We start from the raw sequence: 15431 nt of genomic DNA, 5'->3' as shown, positions 1-15431 counted from the left end.
TCATCACCGCCTACCGGGATGGCACGGTTACTCTGCGTTCAAACCGCCGCGAGGACGGCTACACGTTCTCGGATACCGAGAACGGCTATCAGGATACGGCCCGGCGACCTGGTCTTCCACGCCCTCGACGGTTTTGCTGGCGCCGTCGGCGTCTCTGATAGTCAGGGCAACGGTTCACCTGTCTACCACGTCTGTGAGCCTGTGGCGGGCGATGATCCCGCTTACCTTGCTCGTTTGCTGCGCCTCCTAGGAACCTCCGGCTTTCTCGCAACCCAGGCGCCGAACGTCCGCGAGCGCAGCGTTGACTTCCGTAACTGGGGCACCTTCGCTCGCATGCCTCTGGTACTGCCCCCTGCCGAGGAGCAGCGTTCAATCGTCGACTACCTTGACCGCGAGACGGACCGCATCGACACGCTCATCGAGGAGCAGCAGCGGCTGATCGAGTTGCTCCACGAGCGCCGCCACGCGCTTGTTGACAGAGCCTTCGATACCCGGCCGCCCAATACCCGACTACAGCACGCATGCACGGATGTCGTCGACTGCCCACATACGACGCCGAAGGTTGCGGATGATGGAGTGTACGAGGCAGTCCGAACCGCCTCGGTCAGGAATGGAAAGTTTCGGCCGGGAAACGGCCTGCCCGTCAGTGCGGCGGTTTGGGAGGCCCGGAACGCTGGAGGTGCACCGTCCGTCGGCGACGTGTTGTTCACCCGTGAGGCGCCAGCCGGTGAGGCATGCATGGTGCCAAATGAGCAGATTTGCCTTGGCCAGCGGATGGTCCTGCTTCGGATCAACGATGCAGTTTGCGTAGGAGAGTTCCTGCTGTGGCAGATCTACTCGGACCGTGTACAGGACCACTTCCTGCTCTCGGCAAACGGCTCGACAGTGGCAAACGTTCGGCTTCCGATCTTGCGCACAACACCGATCTGGCTGCCGAGTCTCGCGGAGCAACGCCAGATCGTTACGTACCTCGACGAGCAAACGACCAAGATTGACGAACTCGTTTCGGAGACTGAGCAGTTCATTGAACTCGCCAGGGAGCGGCGGTCGGCGGTGATCACGGCGGCCGTGACAGGACAGATCGACGTACGAGAGGCGGCAGCGTAATGGCCGACCACAACGAGGCGGTCTTCGAGAAGGAGATCTGCGAGTACCTCGAGGCGCGCGGCTGGCTGTATTCGGTGAACGACCGCGACGGCGGCGAGTATGACCGTGAGCGGGCGTTGTTCCCGTCGGATCTGTTCGAGTGGCTGAAGGACACGCAGAAACCGGCGTACGAGAAGGCGCTGAAGGCAGCGGGGTCACAGGCGAAGTTCCTCGACGTGCTGACCGCAGCGCTGGACAAGCCGCTGGAGCACGGCGGTGGGACGCTGAATATTCTCCGCAACGGGGTGCAGTACATCGGTGGCGGCCGTTTGAAGATGGCCCAGTTCCGCCCCGAAACCTCGCTTAACGCGACCACCGTGTCGCATTACGAGTCGATGCGGGTGTGGGTGGTACGCCAGGTGCACTTTTCGACTGCCGACCAGCGCACCATCGATCTGGTGTTCTTCGTCAACGGGCTACCTGTGGCCACGGTGGAGTTGAAGACCGACTTCACCCAGTCGCTCGACGAGGCGATCAATCAGTACAAGCACGACCGCAACCCGCTGACGAACGGGCGCCCGGAGCCGCTGCTGTCGTTCGGTCACCGGGCGCTGGTGCACTTCGCGGTCTCCAACGGCCTAGCGGCCATGACCACGAAGCTGGAGGGGGACAAGACCCACTTCCTGCCGTTCAACATCGGCTTTGACAGTGGTGCCGGCAACCCGCCTGGCGTGGACGACGGGTCGGCGACGGCGTACCTATGGGAACGCGTCTGGGAGAAGCACGCGTGGCTGAACGTCATCGGGCGGTTGATGATCGTGCAGACCAAGGAGGAGTGGGACGTCAGCACTGGCACTTCCATGCGACGTACGAGCATGCTCTTCCCGCGCTTCCACCAGTGGGAGGCTGTCACGCGCATTGTTGCCGCAGTGAAGGAGGAGGGTGTCGGGCACCGATACTTGATCGAGCACTCGGCAGGGTCAGGAAAGACGAACACCATCGCCTGGACGGCCCACGGGCTGGCCCGACTGCATGATGCCGACGACAAGAAGGTCTTCGACTCCGTCATCGTAGTCGTGGACCGTACCGTGCTCGACTCCCAACTGCAGGATGCGATCCGGCAGATCGACGGGAACAAGAAGATTGTCGCGACGATCAGCTCCGAGGACGTCCGCAAGGCTGGCGCGAAGTCGAAGTCGGGTCTGCTGGCGCAGGCGTTGAAGAGCGGCGAGCTCATCATTGCGGTGACGGTGCAGACTTTCCCGCACGCGCTGGAAGAGATCCGGACCGACGTCGGCCTGAAGGGCAAGCGATTCGCCGTGATCGCTGATGAGGCGCACTCCTCCCAGTCGGGGCAGATCTCCTCGAAGCTGAAGCAGGTACTGACGGCCGAGGAGCTCAAGGAGATCGAGGAGGGCGGCGAGGTCGATGTGGAGTCGGTGCTGGCTTCGGAGATGACCGAGCGGGCCGAATCGGAGAACATCTCCTACTTCGCTTTCACTGCGACGCCGAAGAACAAGACCCTTGAACTGTTCGGCCGCAAGGGGACCGACGGGAAGCCGCACGAGTTCCACCTGTACTCAATGAAGCAGGCGATCGAGGAGGGCTACATCCTCGACGTACTCAAGGGTTATCAGTCCTACGACACTGCGCTACAGATCGCCGGCAAGGCCGAGGCCGGTGACGGAGGCGAGGTCGAGGAGGCCGCTGCCCGCAAGGGGCTGATGAGGTGGGTTCAGCTCCACCCGACGAACGTCAGCCAGAAGGTGCAGATCGTCGTCGAGCACTTCCATGCCAACGTCGCCTACCTCCTCGAGGGCAAGGCGAAGGCGATGGTGGTGACCGACTCGCGCAAGTCCGCTGTGAAGTACAAGCTGGCGATAGATGCCTACATTGCCAAGCGCCGCGCCGAGGACGCCTCGTACAACTACCGCACCCTGGTCGCCTTTTCGGGCGGGGTGGCGATGCCCGAGGACGAGACCTGGCACAGCGACTGGGGTCCGCAGCCGTCGAAGGACGACGAGTGCACCGAGGCCAATATGAACCCCGGCGCCGGGGCTGATCTGGCGGCTGCGTTCAAGGGCGACACCTACAAGATCATGCTGGTCGCCAACAAGTTCCAGACCGGCTTCGACCAGCCCCTGCTCTCGGCGATGTACGTCGACAAGAAGCTGTCCGGGGTCACCGCGGTGCAGACGCTCTCGCGCCTCAACCGCACCCACCGCACCGCTGGTGGGGAACAGAAGCGCAAGACGTTCGTCATCGACTTCGCCAACAAGCCCGAGGACATCAAGACGGCCTTCGAGCCGTACTTCAAGAACGCGACACTGGAGACCGAGACCGACCCGTATGTCGTCGTCCACCTGGCCAATAAGCTCGCCCAGGCCGGGATCTACACCGAGGACAACGTCCGCAAGGTCGCCGAACTGTGGGTGACACGGAAGGGCAACAACGCTCTCTCGGCGGCGATCAGCCCGGCGCAGCACGACTTCCGGCGCCGCTACGCGCGGGCGATCGAGGAGGAGGACAAGGTAACGCTCCAGGAGCTCGACCTGTTCCGCAAGGACGTCTCCACCTACGTACGGCTCTACGACTTCATGTCCCAGATTGTCGACTACGGCGACCCCTACATGGAGATGCTCTCGATCTTCCTGCGCCTGCTGGAGAAGGTGATTGCCGAGTCCGCTTGGGCGGCCGACGTAGACCTCTCCGACGTGGTGCTGGTCGGGGTCAAGCACAACAAGGCGATAGCGGTCGACATCTCTCTCGTGGGCGACGGGCAGCTGGAGGGCATCAGCGCCGCCGGTACGGGAGCGAAGAAGGATCCGAAGTACGTCGCGCTTCAGGTCGTCATAGACAAGATGAACGACCTCTTCGGCGCCGAGACGTTCGCTGCCTCCCAGGTCAGAGAGTTCTTGCAGGGCCTTGTGCAGCTGCTCCTCGCCGACTCGAACTTGGTCCAGCAAACCAAGGTGAATTCCAAGAAGCAGTTCCTGGAGTCCCAGGACTTCCAGGCCGCCGTCACTGAGGCAGTCGCGGACAACCAAGATGCCCACAACACGATGGCTGACTACTTTTTCACCGACGGGCCAGCCATTAACGCGATCATCGTGGCCCTCGCGGATGCCTTCTACGAAGCAGCGGTCGATCCTTATGCAGCCGGCGGTAGCGTGGTTGCGGTTGACGTGGCAACTCCGGCGCTTTCGGCACCGCCACGCTGCCGAGCGCATCTGACGCTCTTGGACGACAACCCCAGTGTGGGGACTCCAGTACACGTGACACTGAAGCTGGTCGCTGAGTCCCAGCATCCCTGGGCCCGCCCGGGTGGGCGGCCCGCGCTGGACATCGTGGCCGTGCCGTTGAGCGGCGCGAAGGTTACACCAGCCACGATGGCGTACCACCCTGAAGACGCCGAATCCGAGCAGTTCCGCTTCACGGCCCTGGAGCCCGGTACACACCGGATTCGGTTCACCCTGGTACATCGCGACACAGGCACCGTCTTGCAGCAGGTGGAGTCCGACCTGTCCATTACGGAGACGAGGCCCAGCGGGTCGGGGAATAGACAGCTGCGGCCGCGCACGGGGAGGGCTTGACCGATGCCCCGTGAATTGCCCACCCGCATTGTTCAGGACCCCAGCGACGGCTTCCGCTTCCTGCCGCACCTGACGACGGAGGCTCCCGACCTCCTTGTCAGCTTCGACGTCCTCGGCGGAGGTCGGATCCGGGCGCGGATGTCCGGCTCGGCCGTTCCGGCACTCCATGGCACCGAGCACAAGGTTGACCTGCATGCCCGGTCCGATGAGGTCCATGGGGTAGCGGCTCGGCTCCGTGCCCGATGGAAATCGGAGTTCGTTGATTTCCAGCCGGTCGACGACCTGGGTCGGTCTATACAGAGTCGACGGCGCCCGTACGCAACATCCGCGGACCTCAGTGCCGAACCTGAGGAGGAGCTGCGCCAGAAAGTGGCCGATCTGGCTCGAAGCGGGGAATCACTGCTGTTCAGCACGCTGCTGCGCGGTGACGACGAACCGACCAACATGTTCCGCATCGCCCTGCGTTCGGCCTTGTCCCAGGAGGGGCTGCGGGTACGGTTCGACTCCGATCTACATTTGCCCTGGCCATTGCTGTGCACAACCGAAGATGCCACTGTGCCTGCAACCTTGGAGGTTCTCTTCACTCGCTTCCTCGGCCATCGGCATCAGATCGAGCACACCGGTGATGCCTACGCGTGGATCGGGCCGCCCGGAGCAGCCCACCAGCGGCCCATAGTCAGCCTGAACCACGACGTCCGCGTGGGCAGAGCCACCCGTGCAGATGAAGTCGCGAAGGCACTGACGGAGGGCACGGAATACACCGTGCGAACGACTTATGAGGAACTCGTTCGCGATCTGGGGAAGCCCGAGCTGGACGAGCAGTTGATGTACTTCTGGTGCCACGGAGACTTCGTCGACAACCTTCCCGAACCCCCGACCCTGGTCATCAGGCTCACCGACGACACCCCCTTCGACGGCCACACCGTACGAGAGCTAAGGGCAAACTACCGGCACAGTTGTTTCCGACCGCTTGTCCTACTCAACGCCTGCCACACCGGCGTCTCCGCGGCGAGCGCGGACCGAGCGTTCCTTGGGAGCATGCTCATCGAGCACGGCGCGCAGGGCGTGCTGGGGCCGCAGATCGCGATGCCGCAGGCGTTCGCCGCCGAGTACGCGCTCGAGTTCGTCACCCGCTACCTGCGTGGGGCGGCGACCGCTGGCCAGATCACTCATGAGTTGGCCCGGGACTTCGCCGCCCGATACCGAAATCCCCTGGGGTTCGCCTACGGTCTGCACTGCGGCATGGATGCTCGTCTGGAACGGACAAATGGAGGCGAGGCGTGAGCCGTGTCGGTACGGTGGAGGTCGTTGACCTGGACGAGACGGGCTGGCTGCTCGATGCTGACACAGGCGAGCCTGTGCCCGAGGCCTGGCTGCGCCAATATTTCGCGGAGCGCCTCGCCCCGCCTGCCTGGGCGACGGACATACTCGTCTATGTCCACGGTTGGCAGACCTCGCCCGACTCCGCCTACCGCACCGCCGACCGACTGTTGGCTCTGCTGCACGGCGTCCTTGTGGCAGCCCCGGCCCGGTATCCGACCCTAGCGGCCAAGGGCTTCAGCCCATGGTGTGTCGTCGTGCGCTGGCCATCTTCCAGCCTGGTCACCCCCACCGGCTACCGCAGGATCCGGGACCCGGCACACGCGATGGGCGCACGCGACGGAGGAGGTCACGCCGCCCACATCCTGGGCCGGCTCCTAGGCTATCTGGACGCCGAGCGCGCCGACCCTGGAGCAGCGCCCGTGCTCGCCAACCGAGACGGTCAGTACCTCCACCTCGTCGGGCACTCATTCGGCTGTCGCTTCCTGTGCGAGGCGGTCCAATGGTCGGCAGAGGCCCGCCTCGATGACACACTCGGCTGGAGCGTGACGGACGACACGCCATCCCGCCCGTTCACCGCCGACAGCATGTTGCTTTTCCAGATGGCCGCACGCCGGGACGCGTTCCTCTCGCTCTTTCCGAACATCCTGCCGAGTGAGGCGCATGACGGCGCTCCGCTGAGGGGCCCCATCGTCGCCACTTACTCCCGTCACGACCGGGCGACGGGGTTCTGGCACCTGCGGGCCGAGCAGCAACCCGGCATCGGACACTCCGGAATTGGTCCGGCGCCAGCGCCCGTGTTCACCACACCTCTGTTGCCACTCGCCGAGCGGTACCCGCACTCCGCGCTCGACCACCGTTTCGTCAACATCGACGCCTCCCACGTGTATGTTCGCGGGCGCCACCTCAATCCGGCAGGCGCCCATTCCGATCACGTGCGCGCTGAGTCGGCACACCTGCTACTCACCCTCGCGGACTACTCGCGCTGAGGCGACTGTCCAAGGCCCTCAATGCCAGAGGACTGCACCCTCGCGCAACCCGTGTACGCCGCCACCGCTCATCCGCTATTCCTCGGGCAGCCGACCGTGGCACCGCTCACTCAACCTTGACCCTCCCGGGCCCTTCGAAATGGCCCCACGGGGTTCGTTGGGCCTAGCCGCGGGGCTGGCGAGACAGTGGGAGTCAAGCTGAGTGAACGCCAAGGTCAGACATCCTTGATCTGTACTCCGTCGCCGCACAGTTTCGACCAGTCGTCGCGGTCCGAGGTCATTACGAGGACGGGTGCCGGGGAGCGGAGCGCCATCGCGGCTACGAGGGCGTCGATGGCGTACTTGTGGCCGTGCAGGCCGCCGGCGTCGCTCAGGAGCTGCACCGCAGTGAGACTGTCCGCCTGGGTGACTTCTTGGACTTGAAGGCGGGAGAGCACCCAGCGCAGCCGGGCGGTATCTGTCTTCCCGTAGACGGCCTCCACTACGGTCAGGGCCGATACGAGGACGGGCACGCCCACGCGCCGAGCGGCCTCGATCCGGGTGATCATCTGGCGGTCGTTGCGCAACAGCAGTGACAGCGCCTGGGAGTCGAGCACCAGGGACCTGGCCGCGGGCTCCTTCATGCGGCGCTGTCGTTCGAAGCGTAGGGCGCCGGAGCGTCACCGAACAGTTCGCTCTGCGCGGCCTGGATCTCGGCCTCGCTCAGCGGCTCGTGCTCGGCTTCGTAGGCAGCCACGATCTCGGCGAGGCCGTCCATGGCGAGCTGATGCCGGACCGCCGCCGTCACGTACGCGGACACGCCGCGCTTACCGGTACGGGTACGCAGAGCACCGAGAAGTTCGGAGGGCATCGACACGGAGAGGTTCTCCGTGCCGCCGGGGCGGGGTGACTTCATGGCCGCAAGTCTAGTACAGAAACTATTACAGCGTCTTGAGCGCTGCGCGGCCTGTATCCGAGGCGGGCGTTGACGCGTATCTTGACGCTCCTGGATCTTCTTGTACTTTGCAGTGAATCCCGTGCTGGGATGGTGCTGGGATGTGCCCGCATAACCGCAGGTCAGAGTAGTCGTGGTGGAGTTCCGCTTCAACCCGTAGTGGGTGATACACCACCACTTCGCTGATCTGGCAAACATGCAGGTCAGGAGGGGTCCGGCTCTTCGGGGTCGGGTCCCTTAGTTTTTCCCGTGCTGGATCGGTGCTGGATAATGTGACCCCTCGTCACCTCTCGTCATCCCTGGTCAACCGTCCCGTGCTGGATGGGTGCTGGGTGGGTCAGCCCATCCGCAGCGAGCCAAAGAGGCCCGAGCGAGGGCTGAGCGGACTGGCTGAGGTTCCTCGGAGTCGGGAGGTTGACGGGTGCCATGGAGTGGGTGTGCGTCCCTAGCGACGGCTATTCGCTGCACGTAAAACTATGAACTGAGTCACGCTTAAAAGAGGCAACTGACTCGGAAATTTAGAATCCACCCGGAAACGGCTAGCACTCATCCGATGGTCCGCGGTTATTTTGATCTTAAAAACAGGCTCTGAGCTGCCTAATTTTCGTTCGCTACGGTGTATCTATCCGGTGTACTCGGCGTACTGAACAGGCCGATGGCCCGGATTAGGCAATCAGGTCGGGAAAAAGTGCGTGTTCTACTTGGCCGGAATTGATCGTTCTGCTTCTGAAAGTTCACGCCATGACAACTGCTCGCCGCCCGCTCGCCTCCCGCAGTCGAGCGATGCACCGCAGCGCCGACGGACAGAAACAGAGGCGGTCGGCAGCGGTCGGTTACGGGATGCTGGCCAGCGCGGCGGTATTCGTCAGCATCTGCACCCTGCTCGACCTACCTGACCCCGACGTGGCTAGGGAGCCGCGACGGTCTGATCCTGGCATCGCCGAATCCGAGGCCAACGCCGCGGACGTCCTGACCGACAACCCCGGCGAGGGGCGCGTGCCCACGTTCTTCGACGGGCGCGGCGGGGCGTGCAGCTCACCGAGAAGCAGCGCAAGGCCGTCGTCAGAGAGGCTCGGCGTCGCGGGATGAGCGAAGAGCACGCGCAGGAACTCGCGTATGGCGACGCTGACGGCGGGGCTGACCTTCGCCCCATGAGCGAGGGCGGGCGGCCCGCAGACACTCACGCGCCTGGGGTTGGCGAACTCCTGTACTGCACAGTCGCACCGTCCGAGAAGGCGGCGGCGAAGCGGGCGCGAGCCGAGCGGCTTGTGAAGAAGGAGAAACGTTCGGAGGAGACAAGGCGCGACGAAAGCCGCGAGGTGCAAAGGAAGCAGGACGCAGAAGCGCGATCGAAGATCACGGATTTTCATAGACAAGCTGCTGCCTGACCCGGTTGAGGAGGTTATCGGCGACCTGCTGCCCTTCCGTATGTGGATGGCGCAGATAAGCGAGCCGGGTACTGAGCCATCTTGGACGGTGGAGCATGACGAAGAAGTCGGCACGGTCACAGTGACGGCGGAGTCGCAGATGACCGACCGGGCGAAGGCGACTGCCGAAGTCGTCGTGCCCGTCGCGGCTGACGGGGCCGCCGAGCTTGAGGCCGCCCCGGTTGTCACGGTGACGGTGACCGATCCGAGGACGGACGAGGTACTCGTCGAGTCGGTGCCCGAGGTCGCAGAAACCGCCGAGGACGTGACGCGGATGGCGGCGTCGGCGAAGTGGTGGAAGCGGTGCTCGACGCGCAGGAGAGTGGCCGTGCGGACGCCTTGCGAGCGCGGAAGAGGGCCCTCGTGGAGGGCTGCCGAGCACTGAGGCTCAGCAGCCCGATGCCGGCCAGGAGCCGGGGGCCCAGCGCTAGCTGAGGATGCCGGTGATCTCCTTGCCCGTCAGGGCTTGGGCGATCTGCCACCGCATCCCGCCCCTGGAGCCCTTGATCAGGACGATGTCCTCGGGCTGCAAGATTCTTTCCAGCAGCGCGGTCGCCGTCTCGTTGTCGCGTACGAGCGCGGCTTCGACGCCTGCGTGTGCTGCGCCGAGGATGGTCTGTTTGGCGAGTTCGCCGCCGACGCCGATCAGGAAGTCGACGTCGTACTCGGCTGTCGATACTCCGAGGTCCCAGTGGGCCTTCGCGGCTTCCTCGCCCAGCTCCAGCATTTCCCCGAGGACCGCGATCCGCCTGGTCTTCGCGCCGGGCTCGGGCGCCTGGTCGTCGTTCTGCTCAGGCACCGAGGACCACCCCTCGACCCGCGTAAAAGGCGTTCAACCGGTCCCAGGGGACCTCTGCGGCTTGCTGGGAGAGTCCGGGAAACCCGGAGGGGTTGTTGAGCAACACGGACTCCTTCGAGGCCCCGACTGCGAGCACGAGGTGTCCGCCTCGACTGGAAGGGTCGATTTCGGGGGTGCGGATCGTCTTGTGGACGGACAGCAGAACCAGGTGAGCGGCCTTGATGATGTCGGGCAACTCGGTGGCCGGAAGATCAGCGCGTACGTAGGCGGTCAGCCCCCATCGTCCTCGGACGTGCTCGGTGAAGGGACGGTAGATGAGCCCCTTCACCGAGTCGCCCTCCCGTACGTAGGCTCCTGCGTCAAGCAGGTCTCGGAGGAGTGGGATGGAGGGAGGGACAGGGTGGCCCCAGTGGTCGAGGGCCATGCGGAGGCAGGCGACGCCACAGATCCGCGGTGCCCAGAAGGCGTACTCCTCGGGGGATTCGGCCCCTGATTTCTGCCAGAGCGGATCGTCAGCGGCATTGGTACGGCCGCTGACGAAGTCGGGGACGAGGTCCGCAGATTCCCACTGGGAGTAGTACGGCACTGCGGAGTTGGGGGTGGAAGTGCTCATGCCCCCAGTCTGGCCTAGGGCACGTAGGCAGGCTTGGTATACGCGGTCTGGAGGACGTGTTGTACGAGTGTCGGGTACGGGATTCCGCCGGCCGCTGCCATCGTGGCGAGATTGCCGAGTTCGGACAGGCCGGGGACGGTGTTGCACTCCAGCACGGTGATACGTCCGCTCGCCGCGACCATGAAGTCCACTCGGAGGACGCCGTGGGCGCCGACCATCCGGAAGACTCTGTTGGCGAGGTACTTCATGCTGTCGGTGGTCGGGGCCGGAAGGATCGACGGGCAGTGCTCGGTGCGGAGACTCGCATCGTGCTTCGAGGCGTAGTCGTAGAACTCCCCCTTCGGCTCCACGTCGTGAACCGGCAGAGTCTGCACCCGGCCCTCGACCTCTACGAGTCCCACGGTGCAGGGGATGCCCTGGACGTACTCCTCCACCATGAGTTCGGCGTACTGGTCCGCCTGGGCGGCCTCGACCATGGCGCGCAGAGCGTGGTCGTCCTTGGCGATGCCGGCCGCGAGGCTGCCCCCGCCGGAGGCGGGCTTGACGAAAACGGGGAAGCCGAGCGTGTGACGCACCGTGGACAGGATGCTCTCGACGGAGAGCTTCGGGTCCACCATCACCCAGCGAGGGGTGTCGATGCGCTCCTGGGTGAGCAGGCCCTTGAACGTGGGCTTATGCATGCCGAGCGCGGACGCGAGGACTCCGGACCCGGTGTACGGGATGCCCACGGTCTCCAGAGATCCTTGGATCTTGCCGTCCTCGCCGCCGGGGCCGTGAAGGGCGAGGAGAGCCACGTCGATGCGGTCCGGTAGCAACTCCATGCGGATGCCGGCGGGGTCGAGCATCTCGCTGTTGAGACCGAGGCCGAGCAGTGCCCGGTGGGCGTGTTCTCCGCTGGCGAGCGATCCGGCGCGCTCCGGCGAATCGCCGCCGCACAGGACACCGATCCGCAGAGTCGTCAGGTCCCTCAAGGTTGCTGACATGGGGTTCTTCTCCTTCTCGGCCGGGGCCGCGATAGCGCCCACTAAGTCGTGGGCTTCAAGGTCGGGAGGCACGCTGCGCCCTTCTGCAAGTTGGGGACGGGTAGTCAGGGCTCGTCACCGTCACCCTCGGCGGGGTCCTTCTCGAAGAAGCGCTGCTCTGCCTCGAGCCGTGTGCGCTCGTGGAGCAGGTCTCGGAGCGGGTCACGCACGTGGAAGCCGTGGTCGCCCCCGTGGTCCTCGTAGAAGTTGCACCAGTCGCGAGAGTCCTCCTCGACGACCTGCCAGTAGGGGCACAGGGTGAGGGTGGCGAAACGGTGGACGATGAAGAGGTGGCTGACCTCGGTCCACATGAACCACAACCCTGTGGGCGGTTGCTTCTCGGCGGTCCACAGGCGTGCGGCGTGGTCGGTGTTCTCGTCGTGGAAGCCGAGTTCCAGAGCACGAAGCTCTCGTCTGCGAGGTGGTCATCCACGTCGTCGGGCCCGCCGCTCATGTCGAGGAGGGCAACTAGCGCCTCGGCCGCGGGTAAGCGAGCAACGGCGGTGCATTGCAGCACTGCGGATCTTTCTGTCGGTGTCGGAACGGCGGTTGCTGCACGGGCCGCCGGGCTGTCGGAGTCAGCGAGGCCGGTAAATCTCCATGGGCACCCGCATCGCGTAGGGCTCGCGGCCCTCGAAGTAGAGGAGCCGGCCGCCGCCCATCAAGGTGGTCAGGTCGCGAATCTCCCGGTAGACACCGGAGAGGCACACGTAGTCACCGACCTGAACCTGCGAAGGCGTCCGCGAGCCCTTTTCGGTTCCTCGCGGCGGCCTGGGCGGCCTGCCCGGCCGCTTCCAGAAGAGCTTCGTATTGGCACCCATTACTTCGGACTTTCTACGGGGATCGGGCCCCGCCCGGCTGCGCCCGTCACGCGGCAGCCGGGCGGGGTACGGTGTCAGGCTGCGGAGGGCTCCGAGGTGGCCTCGGCGTACGCATCGTTCATCAGGTCGTTGAAGGCTTCGTCGTGCTTGTCCCGGGCCGTGATGCGGCGGTGAGTACGGGCCGACTTCCAGAACGCCTGACCGACCGGACCACTCATGAACGCCTCCGCGACAGGGCGGAGATTGGCGCGGCTCTTGAAGCCCAGGCGGAGCATGAGGCTCCACAGGGTGACCCACCTGTTCGCGTTCATGAACTGAGCCCGCTCATCGGGGTCCAGCTCCGCGTAGTGATCGCTGTTCGTGATTGCGGTGAGCCGTTGATCGGCGGCGGTGTCGTGGAGCAGGTGCGCGTGCATGCGGGCGAGGCCCAGGTGCTTGTTCTCCCGGTGGTGCCTGATCGAGACCACCAGGCGGGCGGCTCCGAGGCCGGCGCCCAGAAGCAGCCCGGTAGTGGCGAGGGTCTGGTTCTTCATGTCTTCCTCTCGATGGTGCGAGGTGCCCGCCCCGGCAGGGGTGGGGTGAGTGGTGCACAAGGGCGGGCGGGCCGCCGCCGAGTGCCCATCGGGCGAGGGGGCCCGTGAAGCACTCGGAGACGGAGCTGTAGGTCAGCCTGAGAGCCAGGCGAACAGGGGGACGAAGAGACTGGCCGCGACGACGAGCGGGAGCAGGGCCCCCGCCCACTCTCGCCAATCGGCCAGGTGGCGAGCGGGTTTCACCATGCGTTCAGCACCGCCAGGACCAACGTGCCCCCGAGCACGGCGACGCAGATTACGTACAGAACCTGCTCCGACTTCTGCGTCATCGCTCTGACGCGGTCGGCAGGGGCTTGTGCGCGGGAGCCAGGCCGCTCGGCACCAAGTACGTCTGCCGGCTTGCGGTGATCCTGTCGAGTGAAGCGCGGGGCGGCCGGGTCGGAAGCGCTGGACTGCCGTTCTCCAGCTCGCGGTACTCGGTGGCGAGTCGTCGCAGCAGGAGGCCCAAGTCCCTTGCGTAGCGCCAACAGTTGGAGGAGAGGGACTTGCTGGCGGGACCACCCGCGAGAAGCTGCTGTGCCTCCAGCCACGAGGCCCGTCCCGTGACGCTTCCACCGTCTCGCAGAGCGTCAGCGAAAAGCTCGATCTGTCCACTGATCTGTCGCGTGTGGCTGGCGAACTCGGCCAGAGTGGTCGTCCCGAGCTGGAAGTTGATGGCTTTGTCTGCGGCGCGATCGGCTTCCTCGACGTCGAGGGAGTATGCGGCGTTCCCGGCGAGCGCCGGTTCTCGCGGCGGGATGAGCGTGGGGTGCGTCATTTCGTCCTTCTGTGCGTCAGGTACGGCACGAGCCGGGCGGGAGGATCTACAAACGATCAGGCGAGGGCGCCAGGCCGTGATGAACCGTCAAGGGGCATAACGAGTCTGGGGTTTGAGGTGTCGGGCAACCTCTACCGATAGCAACGATGGGGCATCAGAAACGTTGCGCGCAACCCCACGCGTTGAGAAACGTTGCTCGAACTTGAGTCGGCATATGGCAGCCCAGATGTGCCCGGTACTCTGCGAGGCCAAGGAGGTGTGTCATGGTCGAATCGCGACCGAACGTGCACCGCAGACGGTTCGGGTCGGTGATGAGGTCACTCCGACGCAGCGCCGGCCTGTCGATGGAAGACGCCGCGGATCGGCTGGGGCTCAGTGGCAAACCGGCACTCTCGAAGATCGAGAACGGCAAGCAGCGGGTGTCCAATCTCGGCCTGACGGCGTTCTTCGGCGTGTACGGCGTAGACGCGGAAGAGACGAGAGCCAAGGTGCGGGCGATGGCCACGCTGGCTGCCTCTGGCAAGCGCACGAATCTGTTGGACGAGTACCAGGAGGCCATCCAGACTGATGGCTTCGAGGACTTTCTACACCTCGAAGGGATGGCGATACGGTCCGAAGCCTTCCTTCAGGTCGTTCCTGGGCTGCTCCAGACCGAGGCGTACGCGACATCCATCGTCGAACGCAGTCAGGTGTGGTCCTCAACCCGCGAGGTCAGTCGGTTCGTGGAGCTGCGGCTCGCTCGACAAGCCGCTCTGGATCGGGAAGGCCCGCTCGACCTCAACTGCATCTTGGACGAGGCTGCCCTTCGCCGCGTAGTGGGCGGCCCCGCCGTGATGAAGGAGCAACTCGAACAACTGTTGACCGTCACAGAGGACCGCAGGAACGTAGCCGTACACGTTCTCCCCTTCGAGGTTGGCGCCCACGCGGGGATCGATGCGCCCTTCCAGCTTCTAGAATTCGAGGTGGGCTCTCCGATCGTGGTCGTGGAGACCAAGACAACCTCTGCCTACTTCGAGGAGGATGAGGACGTGGACCGCTACAAGTCCGCTCTCGAAAGCCTCCGGACACAGGCCCTCGACCCGCAAGCGTCTCGTCGCCACATCCAGAAACTGATCAAGGACTGCTACACATGAAGAGCAACGTCGATCTGTCCAACGCCAAGTGGGCCAAGAGTGAGATGTCCAATGGCGGTAACAACTGCCTCGAAGTTGCCTTCGTCGGTGACGTAGTGGCACTGCGAGACTCGGTCGACGTGGGCAAGCCGGACGCGGCGGTTCTCGTCGTCAGCCGCCGGGACTACGAACTCTTCACCCAGAGTGTTCAGGCAGGTCAGCAGAACCTCCTGCCCTGATTTCCTGCCTACCGCCGTAAGGCTCTCGTGGCGCGGCCGAAAGTAGGGATTGAGGTCGTGCGCAACGTGTAGCGGCTGCTATATCACCACGTCGCCGATCTGGCAAACATGCAGGTCAGGAGGGGT

The 15431-nt window shown here is 64.7% G+C and carries 17 protein-coding genes; 8 read left to right on the top strand and 9 right to left on the bottom strand.

What is annotated here, in order from left to right:
- Positions 1-333: 333 nt before the first annotated feature.
- Genes ACIQAK_RS04650 through ACIQAK_RS04635 form a run of 4 tightly spaced genes read left to right on the top strand, consistent with a single transcriptional unit; the run spans position 334 to position 6988 of the window.
- On the top strand, positions 334-1107 hold the full coding sequence (locus tag ACIQAK_RS04650; protein ID WP_366392581.1) for a restriction endonuclease subunit S: 774 nt from the start codon (positions 334-336) through the stop codon (positions 1105-1107).
- Positions 1107-4679, top strand: coding sequence for a DEAD/DEAH box helicase family protein (locus ACIQAK_RS04645; protein ID WP_366392582.1), 3573 nt, complete (start codon positions 1107-1109; stop codon positions 4677-4679). Before ACIQAK_RS04650 ends, ACIQAK_RS04645 begins: the two co-directional genes overlap by 1 nt.
- A gap of 3 nt (positions 4680-4682) precedes the next feature.
- Entirely contained in the window at positions 4683-5963 is a 1281-nt protein-coding gene (locus ACIQAK_RS04640) for a CHAT domain-containing protein (RefSeq protein ID WP_366392583.1), read from the top strand.
- Positions 5960-6988 (top strand): hypothetical protein, encoded by a 1029-nt coding sequence (locus ACIQAK_RS04635; protein WP_366392584.1) that lies wholly within the window; start codon positions 5960-5962, stop codon positions 6986-6988. The genes ACIQAK_RS04640 and ACIQAK_RS04635 overlap by 4 nt, the downstream gene beginning before the upstream one ends.
- A 215-nt stretch (positions 6989-7203) precedes the next feature.
- Here ACIQAK_RS04635 and ACIQAK_RS04630 read toward each other — a convergent pair whose 3' ends face one another.
- Positions 7204-7611 (bottom strand): PIN domain-containing protein, encoded by a 408-nt coding sequence (locus ACIQAK_RS04630; RefSeq protein ID WP_366392585.1) that lies wholly within the window; start codon positions 7609-7611, stop codon positions 7204-7206.
- Positions 7608-7883: a hypothetical protein gene (locus tag ACIQAK_RS04625; protein WP_366392586.1), complete on the bottom strand. Its 276-nt coding sequence runs from the start codon at positions 7881-7883 to the stop codon at positions 7608-7610. The genes ACIQAK_RS04630 and ACIQAK_RS04625 overlap by 4 nt, the downstream gene beginning before the upstream one ends.
- A 1067-nt stretch (positions 7884-8950) precedes the next feature.
- Here ACIQAK_RS04625 and ACIQAK_RS04620 point away from each other — a divergent pair.
- Both ACIQAK_RS04620 and ACIQAK_RS04615 read left to right on the top strand, forming a co-directional pair.
- Positions 8951-9310 (top strand): hypothetical protein, encoded by a 360-nt coding sequence (locus ACIQAK_RS04620; protein ID WP_366392587.1) that lies wholly within the window; start codon positions 8951-8953, stop codon positions 9308-9310.
- 46 nt (positions 9311-9356) lie between these two features.
- Positions 9357-9734: a hypothetical protein gene (locus ACIQAK_RS04615; protein ID WP_366392588.1), complete on the top strand. Its 378-nt coding sequence runs from the start codon at positions 9357-9359 to the stop codon at positions 9732-9734.
- Between the two features lie 42 nt (positions 9735-9776).
- Here ACIQAK_RS04615 and ACIQAK_RS04610 read toward each other — a convergent pair whose 3' ends face one another.
- The 7 genes from ACIQAK_RS04610 to ACIQAK_RS04580 form a co-directional block, all read right to left on the bottom strand.
- On the bottom strand, positions 9777-10148 hold the full coding sequence (locus tag ACIQAK_RS04610; protein ID WP_366392589.1) for a glutamate ligase domain-containing protein: 372 nt from the start codon (positions 10146-10148) through the stop codon (positions 9777-9779).
- Positions 10141-10761 (bottom strand): C39 family peptidase, encoded by a 621-nt coding sequence (locus ACIQAK_RS04605; RefSeq protein WP_366392590.1) that lies wholly within the window; start codon positions 10759-10761, stop codon positions 10141-10143. The genes ACIQAK_RS04610 and ACIQAK_RS04605 overlap by 8 nt, the downstream gene beginning before the upstream one ends.
- Positions 10762-10775: 14 nt before the next feature.
- Positions 10776-11744, bottom strand: a complete 969-nt coding sequence (locus ACIQAK_RS04600) for a D-alanine--D-alanine ligase (RefSeq protein WP_366392591.1) — start codon at positions 11742-11744, stop codon at positions 10776-10778.
- A gap of 104 nt (positions 11745-11848) precedes the next feature.
- On the bottom strand, positions 11849-12094 hold the full coding sequence (locus ACIQAK_RS04595) for a hypothetical protein (protein WP_366392592.1): 246 nt from the start codon (positions 12092-12094) through the stop codon (positions 11849-11851).
- A gap of 267 nt (positions 12095-12361) precedes the next feature.
- On the bottom strand, positions 12362-12604 hold the full coding sequence (locus tag ACIQAK_RS04590; RefSeq protein ID WP_366392593.1) for a hypothetical protein: 243 nt from the start codon (positions 12602-12604) through the stop codon (positions 12362-12364).
- Positions 12605-12678: 74 nt separating this feature from the next.
- The gene (locus ACIQAK_RS04585; protein WP_366392594.1) at positions 12679-13137 is read right to left on the bottom strand and encodes a DUF6082 family protein; all 459 of its coding nucleotides are present in this window, start codon (positions 13135-13137) and stop codon (positions 12679-12681) included.
- Positions 13138-13462: 325 nt separating this feature from the next.
- The gene (locus ACIQAK_RS04580; RefSeq protein ID WP_366392595.1) at positions 13463-13954 is read right to left on the bottom strand and encodes a hypothetical protein; all 492 of its coding nucleotides are present in this window, start codon (positions 13952-13954) and stop codon (positions 13463-13465) included.
- Between the two features lie 263 nt (positions 13955-14217).
- On the opposite strand from ACIQAK_RS04580, the gene ACIQAK_RS04575 reads away from it, so the two are divergent.
- Positions 14218-15087: a helix-turn-helix transcriptional regulator gene (locus ACIQAK_RS04575; RefSeq protein WP_366392596.1), complete on the top strand. Its 870-nt coding sequence runs from the start codon at positions 14218-14220 to the stop codon at positions 15085-15087.
- Positions 15084-15305 carry a DUF397 domain-containing protein gene (locus ACIQAK_RS04570; RefSeq protein ID WP_366392597.1) on the top strand — a complete coding sequence of 74 codons (222 nt, stop codon included), beginning with the start codon at positions 15084-15086 and terminating at the stop codon, positions 15303-15305. The genes ACIQAK_RS04575 and ACIQAK_RS04570 overlap by 4 nt, the downstream gene beginning before the upstream one ends.
- Positions 15306-15431 lie beyond the last annotated feature (126 nt).

The sequence above is a fragment of the Streptomyces sp. NPDC088706 genome (assembly GCF_044752765.1).
GTDB lineage: Bacteria > Actinomycetota > Actinomycetes > Streptomycetales > Streptomycetaceae > Streptomyces.
This window is presented reverse-complemented; position numbering and strand designations above follow the sequence as displayed.

Coding starts and splice junctions, on each gene's coding strand:
- ACIQAK_RS04650 (WP_366392581.1), top strand. CDS start 334: ATGCCTCTGGTACTGCCCCCTGCCGAGGAGCAGCGTTCAATCGTCGAC.
- ACIQAK_RS04645 (WP_366392582.1), top strand. CDS start 1,107: ATGGCCGACCACAACGAGGCGGTCTTCGAGAAGGAGATCTGCGAGTAC.
- ACIQAK_RS04640 (WP_366392583.1), top strand. CDS start 4,683: ATGCCCCGTGAATTGCCCACCCGCATTGTTCAGGACCCCAGCGACGGC.
- ACIQAK_RS04630 (WP_366392585.1), bottom strand. CDS start 7,611: ATGAAGGAGCCCGCGGCCAGGTCCCTGGTGCTCGACTCCCAGGCGCTG.
- ACIQAK_RS04625 (WP_366392586.1), bottom strand. CDS start 7,883: ATGAAGTCACCCCGCCCCGGCGGCACGGAGAACCTCTCCGTGTCGATG.
- ACIQAK_RS04615 (WP_366392588.1), top strand. CDS start 9,357: ATGGCGCAGATAAGCGAGCCGGGTACTGAGCCATCTTGGACGGTGGAG.
- ACIQAK_RS04605 (WP_366392590.1), bottom strand. CDS start 10,761: ATGAGCACTTCCACCCCCAACTCCGCAGTGCCGTACTACTCCCAGTGG.
- ACIQAK_RS04600 (WP_366392591.1), bottom strand. CDS start 11,744: ATGTCAGCAACCTTGAGGGACCTGACGACTCTGCGGATCGGTGTCCTG.
- ACIQAK_RS04595 (WP_366392592.1), bottom strand. CDS start 12,094: ATGTGGACCGAGGTCAGCCACCTCTTCATCGTCCACCGTTTCGCCACC.
- ACIQAK_RS04590 (WP_366392593.1), bottom strand. CDS start 12,604: ATGGGTGCCAATACGAAGCTCTTCTGGAAGCGGCCGGGCAGGCCGCCC.
- ACIQAK_RS04585 (WP_366392594.1), bottom strand. CDS start 13,137: ATGAAGAACCAGACCCTCGCCACTACCGGGCTGCTTCTGGGCGCCGGC.
- ACIQAK_RS04580 (WP_366392595.1), bottom strand. CDS start 13,954: ATGACGCACCCCACGCTCATCCCGCCGCGAGAACCGGCGCTCGCCGGG.
- ACIQAK_RS04575 (WP_366392596.1), top strand. CDS start 14,218: ATGGTCGAATCGCGACCGAACGTGCACCGCAGACGGTTCGGGTCGGTG.
- ACIQAK_RS04570 (WP_366392597.1), top strand. CDS start 15,084: ATGAAGAGCAACGTCGATCTGTCCAACGCCAAGTGGGCCAAGAGTGAG.